The organism is Candidatus Pseudomonas auctus, from assembly GCF_048654275.1.
In the GTDB taxonomy this organism is placed as follows: domain Bacteria; phylum Pseudomonadota; class Gammaproteobacteria; order Pseudomonadales; family Pseudomonadaceae; genus Aquipseudomonas; species Aquipseudomonas pharyngis.
In genome coordinates this window covers 161,742-180,140 of the sequence record NZ_JBJYZK010000013.1, presented here as the reverse complement: position 1 = coordinate 180,140, position 18,399 = coordinate 161,742, and the positions used below count along the sequence as shown (strand labels likewise).

The window sequence follows — 18,399 nt, the reverse complement described above, 5'->3', positions numbered from 1 at the left end:
TGGCAGCGGTCACGGTGAAGGTCCGCGGATCCGAGACCTGCCCCGAACCATACAACGCCTTGGCCGTGAAGCTGTGCGGTGTTATGTCCAGCCCGGAGACCGTTTTGCTCCAGACCCCGGTGACCGGGTCTGCGGTTGCTTCGCCTTTATCGTCGTCACCATCCAGAATCTGCACTTTCTGACCCTTGCTGGCCGTGCCCGTCAGGGTCACGGCCGTTTCCACGGTCAATCCGTCCGGCGGAATCTCGTCCCCGCTGGGTGAGCCCTTGACCAAGGTGATCGCGGGTTTGCTGTCCTCGATGGCTTTGATGGTGTAGGTGCGCACCGGGAAGGTCACTGCTTCGTTTTCGTCCTGGCTGCCGCCGAACGCAACCTTGAACTCAATCGTTAGCGGAGTACCATGCTTGAGGTTCTTGAGCTCGGCCAGAACCGGCGCAAGGACATCCTCTTCGTAATGGCTGCTGATCCATGCCGGATCGATAACCCTGGAGTGGGGCGCTGTCCAGACGACCCGATCATAAGGGCCATTGGCGTTGGTGCCTTTGAACCGTAGCCACACATACTGCCCCAGGGCAATCAGTGGCCATTTCAGGCTGTGCAGGCGCGCGTTGGTGCTGATGGCGTTCAGATCCAGCTCCGGCCCTTCGCCGTTGTTGGCCGCCTGGAGGATTTTCGGTGTGTGCGACAGATTCAGCGTCAGCGCCAGCACCATCAGAGACCTGATGTCCGACGGTTGCGGGTCCTGGCTGCCGCGCTTGACCGTGTAGCTCACGTTCACCGACTTGTTCAGGTTGAAGGCCACCACGCTGTTGGCCAGTGGAATCTCCTGCGGACCGAGCACGGTGACGGTTTTTTCCGGCGCGGTGTGTGAGCCTTCCCCCGGCGTGCCGGTCCAGGTGGCAATGATTTTGTCCTGTAACTTGATGTCCTCGAAATCGACCACGACGGTCAGGGTGTCCCTGGCGTCGATCGGGTCCAGGCGAGTGTCATCGGGGGCCTCCTTGATCTTCGGGGGCTTCAGGTCGAGTTTCACGCCAACACTGAACTCCAACGGATTCGAATAACTGGGCTTGCCCGTCGCATTCCGATCGATGTGATAGCGGACCCTCAACTGTTCACCGCGATGGGCTTCAAAATGCTGCTGTACAAACGCCGCATCGAGCAGGAATGTCACGTCTTTGCCGGCACTCATTGAGTTGAGGGTCTTGTCGTCCTTGAACAGCAACTTGTCTTGGGCATCATACAATTGCCAGTGCACCACATCCTTGGGCAGGGTCGGATTGTTCACGGGGTTGGGGCAGGTGACTTTGCTGATGCCGTTGGGCAGATCCTCGGGTTCAAACGTACCGTCCTTTTCACCGAGCAGGATGGCCGGAACCAGCTCAAGCCTCGGCTCGCCGATGTTCAATTGCGAGGCTGGCGGGGAAGGCCTGCGAACGATCTCGTCGTTCTCGCCTTCGCTGAGCACGTCGTACGACACCACCAGGGTGCCGCCTTCGCCGGGTTTCAGGTACTTGGGGCCTGAAATGGGGACGATGAAGCCCTCGGGGTCATCGGCCTCCTGTTGGGTCGGAGAGATCCAGTCCAGCTCGGGCTCGAAAACGGTGCCATCCGCAAGGGCAATGCTCCAGTGAATTTCAATGGCGTTGTCCGGGGTGATCAGCGGATCGTAGGGGATGCGGACGATCACGTTCGGCAAGTCTGGATTCAGCGCTCCTCCCACCTCACTTTCGACTTTGGGCGCTGCCAGGCGTTTGGGCTCGCCGATGATATTGATGAAGCGGCCTCTGGAGCGCTGAATAATGCTGCCGTCACGTTCCAGGTCGAAGAAAAACACACTCTGGGTTTTTGCCAATGCCCGGGCACCGTCGTTGTCCATCAGCACCTCGACCACCAGCGGTGGTGTTTTGTTGATGGTCTGGCGGGCATCGACCTGGATGCTTTCGCCGTCGAGGGTGGTGCCCTGCAAGTGCATGATGATGGTGTCGCCCTTGTTGTAGTCATCGGATGATGCTGCAACGACCTGGAGCAACAATGGCTCTTTATCCAACTGATCGACGTCGAGTTCGTTCCCGTCGGCCTGCTCAAGAATCGGCGCATCCAGCCGCGTGTTGCCGGTGTCGACGACGATGCGCGTTTCCTTGCACCAGTCCTCGGAGTCGTTGTCTGCAAAGTCTCTGACGAAGAATGACACCGCCAGCCCTTCGCTCCCTGAGTCGCTGGCTGCAAGGATGACGTCCTTGCTGATGTGGATGATGATGGGGTTGTTCAGCGGGTCGTCGATCTGCTCCTGGGTGACCGGATCCGACGGCACCCTTTTGCCGCCCCAGCTTACCCAGCTCACGTCGCCCACGGCGATTTCGGGGTAAGGCAGGTTCGAGCCGCTGCCGGGTTTGGCCACGACCAGAACGTCCACGCCTTTTTCGGCGGTGTCCTTGTCGACACCGTCCTGGACAATTTCCGACGGCCTGAACTCCATGTGCAGGTTGGAGTGACCCTGCCCGGGATCGGTGTCCTGGCCGGCGGGGATTTCCAGTTTGACCTTGAGTTTGAGCGGTGGCGTAAAAGGCTCTGGCGCCTGGTTGTAGCGCGTCACCCGGTAGGCCAGATCCCACGTGCCGCTCTGAAAACGACCCGGTGCGACGAACAGGGTGGTGCGCTGGGTCTTTTCGGCATCCTGGGTAACGATTTGATGGTCGACCGGGAGGTTGTTGAGCAGCAGCTCGACCTTGTCGGCCAGATCTTTGTTCGACCAGACCGGGATCTGCACCTTGAGACCATGAGTGGGAGAGTTGAGCAGTGCGGCGGCGCGGTTGATGGCCCATTCTCCGCTCGGCAGCTGCTTGGCGCCGGGGATGTCTGGGTCGAGCAGGGCGAGTGTGCCGATGGCTTTTTTGGGTTGGACGAGCATGACGGGAACTCCTGCCGGAGGGTGTGGGCGGTGGAGTGATTGAGCGATCAAACGGGTAATTTGGCTACTGTCAGATCTGACAGGTACAGGAGGGATTTAGACGAGCGGTAAACAGGGAAGCGATAGGTGTTGGCAGACCGCCCCTCCCTCCGCAAGTTGGCGCAGTTTGTAGGGGCGGTCTCCAGAGATGAATCAACTACAACGTTTCATTCTCGACAGGTACTCAACCTTTTATTTGATGCCGACCACGTTGGAGTAGTCATTCCAGGGTGGTGTCTTGGCTGCACCTTCCCCTCCCGAATTAAGGTAAAAAGTTTTTCTGGCCGGCAGGGGCCACCAAAAGTTGCTGGGATCGGTTGACCAGTAATGATGGTTTCCCATGGGCCATCGATTCCCGAAGGCCGCATGTATTTCGTATAGCTCCGCCATGCTCGGGATCCGCGTACCTGCCGACGCGACGCTTGAGTTGGCTTGCGTCCAGGTTGCATTCCCATAGCCGAAACATTGGATCACGTTCGTCACCGTCACGGTGTAACTCTTGGATTGGTAGGCTGCATCTGTGGCAGTGATGGTGGTTGTTCCCCGGCCACGCACGGTGACAAGCCCTGTTGTATCTACCACCGCTACACCTTCAATACTGGAGGTATAGGTGTAGCCTGGGCGGCCACCGGAGGCTTGATGTCGCACCGAGTTACCCGAATTGAACGCGGGAAGAACATTGGGGCTGCCCGGAATGATATAGGTCTTGCCACCCAACGTGACCGGGTTGGTATTGAAGTTCAACGGCGCTAGCGGATTCTCCCTGGTAAAGCTGCGCGACTCGGTCTGTTGATTGTTGGCAACCGATCTCGCGTAAACCGTGTTCGAGCCCAGATGAATGCCGAGGCAGAGTGACCAGACACCGCTCCCGTTGACAGGCACGGTTTGCCCCCCCACGTTGTTGAGAAAAATCTGCACGCTGTACAACGGCGTTGCCGCCCCGGTCACGGTTACCGAAGTGTCTGTTGTTTTGCCGCCATTACCCAGCTCCCCGCCTGAATGCCGGATCGAAGTGAGGGTGGTGGTGAGGTGGGCCCTGACTGTAAATGAGTGGGCAGGTGACTCAAGCTGATTTCCATAAAGTGCTTTGGCTTTTAGGACATAAGTGCTCTGACTGAGGCTGGAAAGTCGAATGCTGGCGCTGCCATTACTGCCCAGTGTTATCGGCGAACCGATGGGCGCTGCACCGTTGTAAAGCTGCACACGCTGATTGCTGTCTGCACTGACTGTTACGGTGACTTCGTTTGAGTATGTGGTGCCATTGTTGCCAACGGAACCTTTGGCATCGGTTACAGAAACGATACGAGGGGTAGTAGAAACAGCCACAGTAAAATTTCGAACTTCAGATTCCGGTTGCGTACCGTACAAAGCCTTGGCCTTGATTTTATGAGTAGTGGTTCTCAGGCCAGTCAGTGTTTTTGTCCATTCGCCCGTGCCATCTACCGGTGTATCGGGAGTGATAGCCGTTGTGTCATCGTAGATTTGCACTCGCTGATTTACGCTCGCGGTACCCGTAACCGTCACGGTGGTGTCGAACGTCGTGCCGTTGGGAAGGATTTCTCCCTTTGAATCGTTGATCAAGGAAATGATAGGAGCCAACGCTTCCAGTACGGTGAAGACTCGTACCCCGGATTCTGGCTGAGCTCCGTACAGTCCCTTTGCCAGGATACGGTACCCGGCGGGATTTAGGTTGGTCAGCGTCTTGGTCCATATCCCTTTGTCGTCGACGAGTGTGTCGGGTGCGATTGGCGTCGTGCCGTCGTAGATCTGTATCCGCTGGTTGGGAATGGCAGTGCCAATGATGGTTACACGCGAATCAAATGTCGTGCCATTGTTTTGGATAGCACCATTTGAGTCGCGAACCTCGGATATGACTGGAGCTGTAGCTTCCGCTACTTTAAATGTCCGGACAGCAGACTCAAGCTGATCGCCATAAGTTGCCTTGGCTTTGATCGGGTAAGTCTTTGTATTCAGATTCTGCAGCTTTGTACTTCCTTCACCATTGTTGCCGAGTGTTATTGGGCTTCCAATCGCCGTGGCACCCTCGTAAAGCTGCACAGTCTGGCCGCTATCCGCATGAACCGATACCGTGACCTCAGTAAAATAGGTTGTGTCGTTGTCATCAACCGGGCCGCTGGCGTCCGTAACGGCTGTAATGCTTGGCTTCGTAGCGACTGCAATTGTAAAGGTACGCGGATCGCTGACCTTGTCATCGGCGTCGTATTGGGCAATTGCCTCTACCCGGTGCAAACCCTCAATCAAATCCACCGTCAGTGTCCATTCGCTGCTGGCATCCACCGTTGGCATACCTTTGGGTACACCATTGATTTGAACATCGACTTTCTCGGCCCGAGTGGCTGTCCCTTCGATCGTCAAACGCTTGTCGTAGGTCTGACCTGCCTCAGGAATGACCGTACCCAATGCCGTTTTCACGATGGTGATGACGGGCGTGACGTACTCGTAGTGCTGGCGGATGACCAGCGGCAGTTTCGGGAGAACGATGGCGGCATCTTCATCCGTGCTGTTATCGAAAATGACCTTGCAAACCACGGTGGCGTTGGAGCCGTGCAGCAGCTTCAGCAATTCCGTTTTGAGCAGGGTTTCATTCAACCCTTGTGTGAGCTGTGTTGAGTTCACTTCATGTGCGGTGAGCAGATCGATTCGATAGTCGCCCGTGCTGGCCTGCCCTTCGATATATAGCCAGACCAACTGCTTGAGCGCAATGAAAGGCCATGCCTTGACCAGAACCCTCGCGTTCGCGGTGAGCTCCATTACCAGCAACTCGCCTGACTTCGCTTCTGGAACCTCGGGCCGCGGCAGTTCCGTTTCTGGATTCTGGAAGTTGAGAACCTTCAGCGGAAGGATTTCCGAGGGGGTCCATAAGCCATAGCGTTGGACGTCGTAATTGACCGCTACCTCACGGTTGATGTTGGCTCCAACAAAGGAGCGCGACAGGTGGAATCTCACGGTGCCGGTGGCCTCGGCAGGTTTCTCCAGGTCTTCCGAAGTCCCGGCGCCTGGCGAGCCCCGCCATTTCAATCCGAGGTTGTCGAGCAGGGCGTCCATGGTCGCGTAGCTGCAATCGATGTCCACGCCGTTGCGGCCATCCATTGGGTTCAGAATACCGCCAGGGGCCTGTACGACCGTAGGTGGCAACAGCCTGCCCAGAGGAATGCCGACCAGCACCTCAAGAGGTGCTGAATAGCTGTATTTTCCGGTGGCAGCGTGCAGCAATGTGTAGATGACGGTCACGTAGTAGCCAATGTTGGCCGAGACATATTGTTTGTCCACCCGGAATCGTACCGGTTGGCCAACTGTCGCCAACGTGATCGGCACGCTGCCGGATGTACTGCCGTAAAGGTTGATTCCGATCCAGTGGAAGGTGAGCGTATCGCCCTTGACCCAGTTCACTGGCAAGACCCGCACATGAACCAGCTTGTCAGTTTGCGAGGGGTCGAGAATGTCATCCGGAGCCTCTTCAACTTTGGGTGCCGGAAGCGTTGCCTGCCATGATCCCACGTTGACCCGCAGAAACTCGGACTCGCTGGTGCCGTAGTGGCCGGTAGCTTCGTTGAATACCCGGTACTTAAGTTTGAGACTGCCGTTTTCCAAGGCTTTGACGTGCTCGCCCATGACGTAGATCGTCACCTCGCCGGCCTTCTGCTCTTCGCCCGACACGGTATGCTCTTCTTCATGCAGATAGTCATCGTCGTTGGATTTTTTACCTAACCAGATCAGCGTCAGGACATCGCCATTTGCGATGCCTGAATATCTGATTACCACCGATGCCGCTTGTATCAAGGCGGGCAAAATGTTCCCGACTACCTCTCTGATCGTCGGTGCCGGCAGCAGCGACGGATTACCGATCACCGTGGCAAACGTACGCTTGGAATAAAGCGTTGGGCTGCCATCCTGTTTACGCAACGCATAGGAAGCGTCGAGGGTGCCCTGGGCGAAGAGTTTCACGAACTCGTAGGCAACCGGGATTTCATGAATGTACGTCGGGTTGCGGACGATGGCTTCAACGGTAAACGTCCGGGGCGGTCTGCCGGGAATCGGCGTGCCGACCACTGTGATCAGGAGAGTGTCACCGGCTGTGAAGACGTCGTCGGCTTTGATCAGGATCTGCAGGGTGACAGGGTTGGCGTCCAGGTCTGCAAGAATGATCCTCCCGTCATCCGCTTCCTTGATGATGAGCGCATCGAGGCGTGATACCCCGGCATCAACTGGCACGGAAGTCGCCTCTGACCACTTCACACTCCAGTTGTAAACCAGATCGCAAACGTCATATTGGATCTTCATTGCGGCGCTGTCGCCAGCCGTCAGGATATCTTCCGGCCTGGCCATGACGATGATTTCGGCGGTGCCTTCCACTTCTGCCTGTGTCAGCTCGTGGGGTAGTAGAAATACACTGCCCCACATTGCGAGGATGATGTCGCCAACCGCGATATTCGGATAACGCGTGATGGTCATCGGCACGCCTTTGTCGGCCCACTCTTTGGTCACGCCGTTGTCGATGACATCCTGCGGTAGCCCGACCTTTTTCAGCTCCGAGTGCCAAGGTTCGAAGGGGCGCTTGTCGTCACCGGCCGGGTCGTCGATTTCCAGCAACAGCGTCAATGTGGCCGATGGGTCGTCGGGTACGGTCTCGCCTGCCCGGGTCAATACGTAGTGGCAGGTGAAGAGGCCCGGTACAAGCCCGACCGTCGGTACGAAGAAGAACCACCGCTGATTGAGGTGCTCATCCTTGACCTTGAGTTCGCCGACCTTTTTGTCATTCAGGAATACTTCGAGAAAATCATCGATTGCCATGTTCGGATAAGGGTCGATAAGGGCAAACAACCCAGCATCGAACGCTTCGTATGCAATTCTGTTGATCCCTCCATCGGCACTTGGCACCGGGATGACCATGTCGGCGAAGTAGGGCGGGAACAGACCCGATAACGGGGCGAGCAGCTCATTACGACTCGGGAACAAGGATCGGCGAAAAGTGAACATGATCAACTCCATCCGAAGGGGTACGCCAGTGGCGTCAAGGGCTTCTGGCTTGCCGGCGGTTACGGGATTACCGGGCATGAACGCACATCTGGACGTTCGAGCTGTGGATCGGGGGCTGGAGTGATTTAAGGCGTGAAGCGAGGGAATTGTCGACTGTCAGAAATAACAGGTCGGCAAGCGTTTCCGATGAACGGTTCGTTGCTTTGAAAAGCTTGATGGCAGGGTGAGATCAGGGTTTGGACAACGTTTTCTGCCGCAAGATATAAACCGTCACCAGCACCGCGCTGGTCAGCATGAACCCCCGCGCCCAAGGCAGCGGCACCAGGTAGCACGAGAACAGAATGCTCACCCACATCAGCCCGATCGCATAGACCTTGCCCTTGAGCGGAATGCCGTTGCCATCCAGGTAATCGCGGATCCATGGCCCGAGCCGGGGATGCTCGACCAGCCATTGATAGAAACGCGGAGAGCTGCGGGCGAAGCAGGCGGCTGCCAGCAGGAGGAAGGGGGTGGTGGGGAGAACAGGCAGGAAAATCCCGATCACCCCCAATGCCACGCTCAGCCAGCCGATGGCCAGCAGGATGTAGCGCAACATCAGGGGGCGGTTGCCTATGGGATTGTCCATAGGCCGGATCTTAGTGGTGACGAGGCTTGAGGATCGCCGGTTTTTCGTCGGGTGCCTGGCACAGCAGGTACAGCGCGGTCAGGGCTTCCGGGATCTGCACGATCATGTCGTCCATCAGGTTGGCGTCCTTGGCGATGTCTTCGAACTCAGGCTGTTCGTCGAACAGGCCCGAACCGACCATGATCGGCAGGAGCATTTCGCTGACTTCTTCTTCGGCGGTTTCGAACCAGGCCGCTTCGCGCAGGAACACGCCTTCCATGAAGCCGATGCACCAGCCGCGCAGTTCGGAATCGTCCGGGTCGTCGCCCAGGTCCAGCTCGCATGGCAGCTCGAACTCTTCGTCCGACGCCAGTTGGCGGGCGATGTGGGCCTTGAGGCCGATCAGCGTGGCTTCGATCTCTTCACGCTGCGCTTCGCTGCTGTAATGCGGCTCTTCGGCGAACAGGGCGTCGATCCATTCACGCTCCGGCACCACGTCGGCGCAGATCGACAGCGCAGTCAGGTAACCGTGAGCGGCCACGTAGTCCAGCGCCTCTTCATGCAGCTCGTCGGCGTCAAGGAAGACTTGCAGGCGGGTTAGTTGCTCGGCGAAGGACATTAAAGGGCTACCTTGGGGGAATAAACAATGCGGGAATTCTAGGCCTTCTTGAGCCCTCAAGCCAGCCGCACGGCAGATTTGCCCGCACAAGCTTCTTATCGGCGGTGCCCTTTGCCGGGAAGGGCTCGGGTATACTGCCGCGCTTTGCGATCCCTGCCGGTGTCGCGGCTGATTGTGTACGGCGCGATGCAATGCGCGCTTACGTTTTGTTTAAAGCAGCCTCGGCTGTCTTGAACCAGCCTGTGCAGGGATGTTTCAGTGGATTTTTGGAGTTTTTATGCTCGAACAGGCTCAACGCGTCCTCAAGGACATCTTCGGCTACGACAGTTTCCGTGGCCGTCAGGGTGCAATCATTGAGCGCGTGGCCAGTGGCGGTGATGCCCTTGTCCTGATGCCGACCGGCGGCGGTAAATCCCTGTGCTTCCAGGTGCCGGCGCTGCTGCGCGACGGCCTGGCGGTGGTGGTTTCGCCGCTGATCGCTTTGATGGACGATCAGGTCGCCACCCTCGAAGAGCTGGGCGTGGCCGCCGCCGCGTTGAACTCCACGCTGAGCGCCGAGCAACAGCGCGACCTCGCCAACCGGATCAAGCGCGGCGAAGTGAAGATGCTCTATCTGGCGCCGGAGCGGCTGGTGCAGCCGCGCATGCTGTCGTTCCTGCAAGGCTTGAACATCGCCCTGTTCGCCATCGACGAAGCGCACTGCGTATCGCAATGGGGCCATGACTTCCGCCCGGAATACCTGCAACTGGGGCAGTTGGCGGAAATGTTCCCCGACGTGCCGCGCATCGCCCTGACCGCCACCGCCGACAAGCGCACCCGCGAAGAAATCGTCACCCGCCTGCACCTGCAGAATGCCGAACGTTTCCTCTCGAGCTTCGACCGGCCGAACATCTTCTACCGCATCGTGCCCAAGGAGCAGCCGCGCAAGCAGTTGCTGGCGTTCCTTGCCGAGCGGCGCAGTGACGCCGGCATCGTCTACTGCCTGTCGCGCAAGAAAGTGGAGGAGGTGGCCGCGTTTCTCACCGAGCAGGGCTTCCCGGCACTGCCGTATCACGCCGGTCTGCCCAACGATCTGCGCGCCTATCACCAGAAGCGCTTCCTCAACGAGGAAGGCCTGATCATGGTCGCCACCGTGGCGTTCGGCATGGGCATCGATAAACCCAACGTGCGCTTCGTTGCTCACCTCGACCTGCCGAAATCCCTTGAAGCCTATTACCAGGAAACCGGACGTGGCGGTCGTGACGGTCTGCCGGCGGACGCGTGGATGGCCTACGGCCTGCAAGACGTGGTGATGCTCAAGCAGATGCTGCAGAACTCCGAGGGCGACGAGCGCCACAAGCGTCTGGAGCAGCACAAGCTCGACGCCATGCTCTCGCTCTGCGAAGAAACCCGCTGCCGCCGTCAGGCGCTGCTGGCCTACTTCGATGAAGACATGCCGGAGCCGTGCGGCCACTGCGACAACTGCACCGACGGCGTGCAGACCTGGGACGCCACCGAGCCTGCGCGTCAGGCGCTGTCGGCGATCTATCGCACCGGCCAGCGTTATGGCGTCGGCCATCTGGTGGACGTGCTGCTGGGCAAGGACAACGAAAAGGTCCGCAGCTTCGGTCATCAGCATCTGTCGGTGTACGGTGTCGGCAAGGCGCTGAGCGAGAGCGAATGGCGCTCGCTGTTCCGTCAACTGGTTGCTCGCGGCCTGGCCGATGTCGATCACGAAGGTTACGGCGGGCTGCGTCTGAGCGACACGTGCCGGCCGCTGCTCAAGGGTGAAGTGAGCCTGGAGCTGCGCCGCGACCTCAAGCCGCAAGTCTCCGCCAAGAGCGGCAGCAAGAGCCCGGCCAGCCAACTGGTGCGCGGCGAAGAACGGGAACAGTGGGAAGCGTTGCGCGCCCTGCGGCGCAAGCTGGCGGAAGAACACGGCGTGCCGCCGTACGTCATCTTCCCCGACTCGACCCTGCTGGAAATGCTCCGCAGCCAGCCGACCTCGCTGGCGGACATGGCCCGGGTCAGCGGCGTCGGCGCGCGCAAGCTGGAGCGCTACGGCGAGGCCTTCCTCGAAGTGCTCGGCGGCGAGGCCGAGGCGCCGAAAGTCGTGGCCGACGTGCGCCACGAACTGATCACCCTGGCCCGCGCCGGCATGACGCCGTTGCAGATCTCCGGTCAATTGCAGTGCTCGGAAAAGAACGTCTACACCATGCTCGCCGAGGCCATCGGCAAGCAGCAGCTGTCGCTGGAACAGGCGCTGGATTTGCCGGAAGACCTGATGGGCGAAGTCCAGGATGCGTTCCTTGACGGCGAAGGCGAGTTGCCGTCGGTCGCCGAAGTGGCCGAGCTGTTTGCCGGGCGCGTGCCTGAAGGTGTGCTGTATTGCGTACGGGCTGCGCTGCAATCCGAGTTTGAAATGTGAGAGGGCGTTTGTGCCAACCGCTATACCGATGTAACGATTCAGTACAGGACGCCTCTTGCCTATAGGCAAATGTCATGCTTAGCTGACTAATAATTAGTTTTTCTCTATTTCTTCAGTCTGATCATGAGTGTTTTATGCCGTTAACCGATCAACACCGTTTTGGCATGCAATTGGCCCAGATGTCCCGTGGCTGGCGTGCCGAACTGGATCGCCGGCTGGCCGGCCTGGGCTTGTCCCAGGCGCGCTGGCTGGTGCTGCTGCATCTGGCGCGCTTCGAAGAGGCGCCGACCCAGCGGGAGCTGGCGCAAAGCGTCGGCGTCGAAGGGCCGACCCTGGCCCGTCTGCTCGACAGCCTGGAAAGCCAGGGTCTGGTGCAACGCCAGTCCGTGATGGAAGACCGCCGGGCGAAAAAAATCGTGCTGTGCTCACCGGCCTTGCCGCTGATCGAACAGATCGAAACCATCGCCACGCAACTGCGCAAGGAATTGTTCGAAGGCGTCGACGAAGCGGATTTGAAGGTCTGCATGCGGGTTCACGGGCACATTCTTGCCAATCTGGAAAAGTCTTGAGGCACAACCGCGTGCCGTTTTTTTGAGAGAACGCGCTGGGCAGACTATAAGAACTACTGGGCAATATCGTGTTCGTACCGGATGTGCGAACGCATAGAAGTCGGTTTTGCTTATACAAGGGATGCTCATGCTCGGAAGTCGGCACGTGGTAAAGCGTTGCGCCAACTCGCTGCTGGTGGCCGGTGTTCTCGCCTGGTCCACCGCCTCATTGGCGCTGGGGCTCGGTGACATCACCGTGCATTCAGCCCTCAATCAGCCGCTCAAGGCTGACATCGCGCTGGTGGATGTCGGGGGCGTCAGTGAAAGCGAACTGGCGGTCCGTCTGGCCTCGGCGGACGAGTTTGGCCGCGCCGGCATCGAGCGCGTGTTCTTCCTCAATGACCTCAAGTTCACCCCGATCCTGCGCGGCAATCGCAACATGATCCGGGTGACGTCCAGCAAACCGGTCAACGAACCCTTTCTGAATTTCCTCGTGCAGCTCGATCAGCCCAACGGCCACCTGCTGCGCGAATACACCGTGCTGATCGACCCGCCGGGCTCACCGGGAATTGTTCCGGCCACCGACGAGCCAACGGCGCGCGCGCAATCCTCGGAATTCCCGACCCCCGAGACTCCCACCGCAACTACGCCGGCCAAACCTGCTGCGCCGGTGCAGCCACCGGCTCCGGTCGCCGACGCGCAGGCCGAACAACTGGCGGCGAGTCTTGTGCAGAACCAGCAACTGCAAAAAACCATCGATGCATTGAACGTGAAGCTTCAGGCGCAGGAAGTGCTGATCGCTGACGGCAAGAAACAGCTCGGTGATTTGCAGGCCCGCCTCATTGAAGTGCAACAGGCGCCGCCGGCACCGGTAGCCCCTGTGGCAGCTGCGCCTGCGCCGGTCATTGCCCCGGTTGAGTCCCAAGAGGATTCACTCAACTGGCCGCTGCTCGGCGGACTGCTGCTGGTACTGGGGTTGCTGGTGGCGGGGTTGTATGTGCGCCGGCAACGCCAGCAGGCGCAAGGGACTGCTGCGCCGTTGCCGTTCCTGCCGGTACGAAACGAACCCCCGGTCGACGACGCCGAACCGATGCAGCCGAGTGCCATTCACAGTGCTGTCGAGCATCGCGAGGAACACGCCAACGGCGATGTGCTGGAAGCGGTCGGCATTTATCTGGCTTACGGACGCCTGGGCGAGGCCGCCGGCCTGTTGCGCGATGCGTTGCAGCGGGAGCCGGAGCGCATCGACCTTGGCGTGCAGTTGCTTGAAGTGCTGGGGCGGCAGGGCGACACGCCGATCTATGACGAGCAGGAAAACCGCCTGCGCCAGCTCGGGGTCGAGGATCAGCGCTTGCAGGAGATTCGCGCCCGCTACCCGAAACTGGCCAGCGCCGCACCTCTGGCGGCAGCGGCTCCGGTGATTGCTGCGCTGCCGATCGAACCCCCTGTGGAGCCGGAGCCCGAAGACAATTTCGAACTGAACCTGGATCAGCTCTCGATGGCGTCGAGTTGGGATCTTGAGGAGACTCGCTCCATCACCGACGCACCTGAACAGGCGCCATCAACGCTCGGCTCCGATCTGCAGGTACTGCCACAGGATTTCGAATTGCCGGAAACCCTGCCCGACGATACCGAAACCGCCGAACTGGAATGGATCGTCGAACCGGAAACGCAGCCGCTGGATGAGGACTTTCTCAACGAGTTTGGCGATCCCGGTTCGTCGCTCTCGTTGGAACCACTGGAGCTACATGCTCCTGAACTGGAGCCCGAACCCTCAGACGCCGCCAACGCCGGCAAACTCGAACAGGCCCAGACCTGCATCGACGACGGCGATATCGACAGCGCCATTGCCTTGCTCAACGAACTGCTCAAGGAAGCCGACGAACCCCTCAAGCAAACGGCGCGCACGCTGTTGGCGGGGATTCGCTGACCGCTGTCAGAAGGTCTGCCCGAGGTTCAGGTACACCGCCTGCTCATCCGCATCGTTCAGTCCATAGCTGAAGTTCAGCGGCCCCAGCGGCGTATCGAAGCCGATGAACACGCTGGCGGCGTTGATGTAGCCACTGTCGAACTCGTTGTCGTTGTTCCACGCCCGGCCGCGTTCCAGCGAGGCGCCGGCGTACAGCGGGAAGTCCAGCGGCAGGTACGAGCGCGGGGTGAGGCGGCGGTAATACACCGCACGCATCAGACTGACGTTCTGCCCGGAGATCGCGTCCTCGCGGAAACCGGACAGTTGCCGGGCACCGCCGAGCAGGAAACTGGAGGTCACCACGTTGGCATCGTCCAGCGTTCGACCGTAACGACCGCCCAGGATCAGCGTATCCGGGCCACTGCTCATGGCCTTGTCCAGTTTGAATTCCCACTGCCGGTAGCGCGTGTCGGAACCCAGGCTCGGCTCGAACTGCACCAGCGTCAGGCCGATGTCCTCGCCTTCGTGGGGGTAGTAGACGTTGTCCAGCGAGTCGAACGAGTACTTCAACGCATAGAACCCTTCGTTGAAGTTTTCGCTCGGCAGGTCCTGATCGCCGATCCGTACATCGGCCTTGCCCCAAGCCTCGCCGACGCCGAAACGCACTTCGCCGCTGTTGCCGATCTGCCGGCCGACATTCAGGCCGAAGCCGTAGCGCTCGACGCGATACTGGGCGATCGGATCGTTGTCCAGCACCGAGTCGACGTTTTGTGCGGCGAACGACGCATAAGGCGCCACGAAGTAGCGAGAGCCCACGTCCAGCGGTTGATAGAACTCGCTGTACAGTTCTTGTTTATCGCCGATTTGCGCCCGGGTCAGCCATTCCGCGCCGAGCCGGTTGATGCCGTTCATGCGGTAACTGGCGCCGAGGTTGAAGGCGCTGTCGCCGCGCATGTCGTCCGACAGGCTGAGGCCGACCCGCAGGTAATCGGTGCCGGTGCGTTTGCCGCGCGCGCTGATCACCAGCGTGTGATCCGTGCCCTTGTGCACCACGCGGTATTGCACCTGCTCGAAATAATCGAGGCCGTACAGAGTGCCCATGTCGGTTTGCAGGCGGCCCAGGTCCAGCGGTTCGCCGATGTGCTGGCGGATGTAGTAGCGGATCACGTCATCGCCGACTTTCGAGTCGTTCTCGACCTTGATCGCAGTGATGATCGGCGTGCGCTGGCCCGGCGCGCGGGCGGCGTTGAGTTCGGCGTCCTGCGACTGCACCGGTTTGAGGCGGGCGAGGCGCACGTTCAGGGCCTGGGTCGCTCGGTAGCCGGCATCGATCATCTCCTGGCCTCGGCCGAAATCGGTGGAACCGAAACTCGCCAGCGGCGGCTGGATCAGCACGTCGTCGGGATGCAGGGTCGCCAGTTGCTCTTCGGAGTTGCGTCGGGTCATCAGGGTGATCGACTGGTTCAGCACATCGACCACGGTCACCAGTTGCTTGCGGTTGCGCAGTGGGGTGCCGATGTCGACCACGATGGCCACGTCGACGCCCATTTCCCGCGCCACATCGAGGGGAATGTTGTCGGTCATGCCACCATCCACCAGCAATCTGCCGTCGAGTTCGACCGGGGCGAACACTGCCGGGATCGACATGCTGGCGCGGATCACTTGCGGCAGATGGCCCTTGCGGAACACCACTTTTTCGCCGTTGGCGATGTCGGTGGTCACGGCGCGGAACGGTATTGGCAGCTTGTCGAAATCCCGGGTGTCGCTGGTATGGGCCAACAGGCTTTCGAGCAGCAGCGCGAGGTTCTGGCCTTGAATCACGCCCAAGGGCAGGCCGAGGCTGCCGTCGTCGCGAAAGCTCAACTTCTGTTTCACCAGAAAATCGCGGTCGTCCTGCTTGCGCCGGAACGGTACGTCTTTGCGGGGCGGGGCGTCGGACAATGCCTGCTGCCAGTCGATGGTCAGGGCGAGTTTTTCCAGCTCGTCAATCTTGTAACCCGAGGCGTACAGCCCGCCGACCACCGCGCCCATGCTGGTGCCGGCAATCGCATCGATCTTGATGCCTTGCTCTTCCAGGGCCTTGAGCACACCGATGTGCGCTAGGCCACGGGCCGCGCCACCGGACAGCACCAGTCCGACTTTCGGTCGCGGTGCTTCACTGGCATGGACGAACAGCGGAAGGAAACCAAGTAAAAGGCAGATCAGCAGACGACGCATCGTGATTCTCGGGGCGAGCGATAAAGCCGGCTATTATAGCGGCGCCCTCTGGCTCAGGAGTTTCAGCAATCATGACCGTCACAAAACCGGAAATCGTCATCACCTATTGCACGCAATGCCAGTGGCTGTTGCGTGCCGCGTGGCTGGCACAAGAGCTGCTCAGCACCTTCGGCGATGACCTCGGCAAAGTGTCACTGGTGCCGGGCACCGGCGGGATATTTCACATTACCTGCAACGACGTACAGATCTGGGAACGCAAGGCCGACGGCGGCTTCCCCGAGGCCAAGGTGCTCAAGCAGCGGGTGCGCGACCGGATCGACCCTGACCGCGACCTCGGCCACAACGACCGTACTCAGTGAGAGGCGGCTTCGGCCGCGACGGTTTTCTTGTCGCTGCTGCCTGACATCCGGCTCGACACCACGATGGCAACGATGATCAGCGCGCCGCCGATCAGCATGCGCAGGGTCGGATCTTCATCGAACAGCAGCCAGGCCACGGTAATTCCGTACACCGGCTCCATGGCAAACACCACTGCGGCGGTGCGCGCCTTGATCACCGCGAGACTGGCGACGAACAGACTGTGGGCGACGCCGGTGCAGAACACCCCGAGCAGACCGATCCACAACCAGTCGATGGCCCGTACTTCGCTCAGTTGCGGCGCTGCCACCGGCAGCAGACACAACGCCACCACCACGTTCTGACACAGCGCTGCCTGCACCGCCGGGATGCGCCCGGAGCTGGCGCGGTTGGTCAGGGACAACAGGGAAAACAGCAGCCCGGACAGGATTGCCCAGAGCAGGCCGGTGGTCGCGCCGCTGGCCAGATCGAAGGCGGGGGTCACCAGCACCAGTCCGACACTGACCAGCACCACCAGCACGATTTCATTGATGCGGATGCGTTCGCGAAAGATCAACCCTTCGAGGATCACCGTGAAGGCCGGGAAACTGGCGAAACCCAGGGTCGCAATGGCGACGCCCGCGACCTTGACCGCAATGAAGAAACTCACCCAGTGGCCGGCCAGCAGCACACCGCTCAGGGCCAGTCGCCGCCAGTCGACGGCCTGCAGTTTCTGCCAGCCGCCCTGTTGGGCGAAGCGGGCAAAAAACGCCAGGGCCAGCACGGCAAACGCGGCGCGTCCGAACACGATGACGGCGGGCGTTGCGGCCGCGAGTTTGCCGAAGACACCGGTCAGGCCGAACATCAGTGCGCCGATATGCAGGGCGCCGAGGGCGGTACGGGGAGTCATTGCAGTCCTTTTTCCAAACACCATTACAGGCACACATTGAAGCGTGTCACGGCGCAAAAGTCTGTCGGCAGGCTATCGACTTTTGTCGTCAGCCTCGCGTCGCAATTGTGTAGGAGACGTACCGAACTCACGCAGGACGGCGGCCGAGAACGCACTCTGCGAGCTGTAGCCGACGCGGCTGGCCACTTCACCGACGGGCAGTGTGGTGTTGCGCAGCAGCGCCACGGCTTTGTGCAGCCGGCGACTGCGAATGTAGTCCATCGGTGTCTGCCCGCATTCGGCGACGAACCGCGCATGCAGCCGGGCGCTGGACAATCCGGCGACACGTGCCAGATCCGCGACTTGCAACGGATAGGCCGCGTACTGCTCGATGTGCGCATCGAGTGCCGCGTAGGGCAGGCGGCGCGCGACGATCTCGGCGGGTGGCACGTGGTTCAGGCTCGCCAGCAGCAACACCGCGCCCTGTTGCGCAATCAGAGGATCGTTCACCGGACTGTTCGCCAGCCAGTTGACCAATTGACCTTGCCCGGCATCCAGCGACAACCGCGCGGCGTTGTCCAGCAGGCGACGGCTGGCATCGGCGTGATCGCCCAGCGAGCGCGCCAGCCATTGCTCGTCGGGCACATCCAGCACCAGACAGCGACTGCCCTTGGGACTGCCGCACGCGTGATGCGCGCCAGCGGGGATCACCACGAAGCTCTGCTGCAAGACCTGGCTGCCGTGCCCTTCGACTTCAAAATCCAGCGCGCCGGACAGGCCGAACACCAGTTGCGCGTGGTCGTGGCTGTGGGCGATCAGGTCGTGGCTGTAATGGCGCAGGGTCAGGATCGGTTGCATGGCGGTCTCCGGGCGAGCCGCCAGTCTACACCGGCGCAGGGGCGACGCGTTTGTCACACGACTG

At 60.2% G+C, this 18,399-nt stretch carries 11 protein-coding genes; 4 read left to right on the top strand and 7 right to left on the bottom strand.

Annotated elements, in window-relative coordinates; genetic code table 11:
* From ACKUG4_RS22255 to ACKUG4_RS22240, 4 genes are all read right to left on the bottom strand, one after another.
* The coding region (locus tag ACKUG4_RS22255) for an Ig-like domain-containing protein (protein WP_445434843.1) at nt 1–2,911 on the bottom strand (2,911 nt) is incomplete at its 3' end.
* A 231-nt stretch (nt 2,912–3,142) separates the two neighbouring features.
* Nucleotides 3,143–7,948 carry an immunoglobulin-like domain-containing protein gene (locus tag ACKUG4_RS22250; RefSeq protein WP_445434842.1) on the bottom strand — a complete coding sequence of 1,602 codons (4,806 nt, stop codon included), beginning with the start codon at nt 7,946–7,948 and terminating at the stop codon, nt 3,143–3,145.
* A 229-nt stretch (nt 7,949–8,177) separates the two neighbouring features.
* The gene (locus ACKUG4_RS22245; RefSeq protein ID WP_445434841.1) at nt 8,178–8,573 is read right to left on the bottom strand and encodes a YbaN family protein; all 396 of its coding nucleotides are present in this window, start codon (nt 8,571–8,573) and stop codon (nt 8,178–8,180) included.
* 10 nt (nt 8,574–8,583) lie between these two features.
* Entirely contained in the window at nt 8,584–9,171 is a 588-nt protein-coding gene (locus ACKUG4_RS22240) for a UPF0149 family protein (protein ID WP_064594261.1), read from the bottom strand.
* 277 nt (nt 9,172–9,448) lie between these two features.
* On the opposite strand from ACKUG4_RS22240, the gene recQ reads away from it, so the two are divergent.
* The 3 genes from recQ (at nt 9,449) to ACKUG4_RS22225 (ending at nt 14,056) form a co-directional block, all read left to right on the top strand.
* Entirely contained in the window at nt 9,449–11,578 is a 2,130-nt protein-coding gene (gene recQ / locus ACKUG4_RS22235; RefSeq protein WP_007958398.1) for a DNA helicase RecQ, read from the top strand.
* Nucleotides 11,579–11,712: 134 nt separating this feature from the next.
* Entirely contained in the window at nt 11,713–12,147 is a 435-nt protein-coding gene (locus ACKUG4_RS22230) for a MarR family transcriptional regulator (protein WP_007958397.1), read from the top strand.
* Nucleotides 12,148–12,274: 127 nt separating this feature from the next.
* Complete coding sequence (locus ACKUG4_RS22225) at nt 12,275–14,056, top strand: motility hub landmark protein FimV (protein WP_445434840.1); 1,782 nt, start codon at nt 12,275–12,277, stop codon at nt 14,054–14,056.
* Between the two features lie 6 nt (nt 14,057–14,062).
* Here ACKUG4_RS22225 and ACKUG4_RS22220 read toward each other — a convergent pair whose 3' ends face one another.
* A complete protein-coding gene (locus ACKUG4_RS22220) occupies nt 14,063–16,252 on the bottom strand; it encodes a patatin-like phospholipase family protein (protein WP_445434839.1) in 2,190 nt (729 codons plus the stop codon).
* A 71-nt stretch (nt 16,253–16,323) separates the two neighbouring features.
* Between ACKUG4_RS22220 and ACKUG4_RS22215 the strand changes: the two genes are divergently transcribed.
* On the top strand, nt 16,324–16,611 hold the full coding sequence (locus ACKUG4_RS22215) for an Rdx family protein (RefSeq protein WP_039765482.1): 288 nt from the start codon (nt 16,324–16,326) through the stop codon (nt 16,609–16,611).
* Here ACKUG4_RS22215 and ACKUG4_RS22210 read toward each other — a convergent pair.
* Nucleotides 16,605–17,498: a DMT family transporter gene (locus ACKUG4_RS22210; RefSeq protein WP_007958389.1), complete on the bottom strand. Its 894-nt coding sequence runs from the start codon at nt 17,496–17,498 to the stop codon at nt 16,605–16,607. The two genes, ACKUG4_RS22215 and ACKUG4_RS22210, sit on opposite strands and share 7 nt — an antisense overlap.
* Before the next feature lie 72 nt (nt 17,499–17,570).
* The gene (locus ACKUG4_RS22205) at nt 17,571–18,335 is read right to left on the bottom strand and encodes a helix-turn-helix transcriptional regulator (protein ID WP_445434838.1); all 765 of its coding nucleotides are present in this window, start codon (nt 18,333–18,335) and stop codon (nt 17,571–17,573) included.
* Nucleotides 18,336–18,399: the final 64 nt, after the last annotated feature.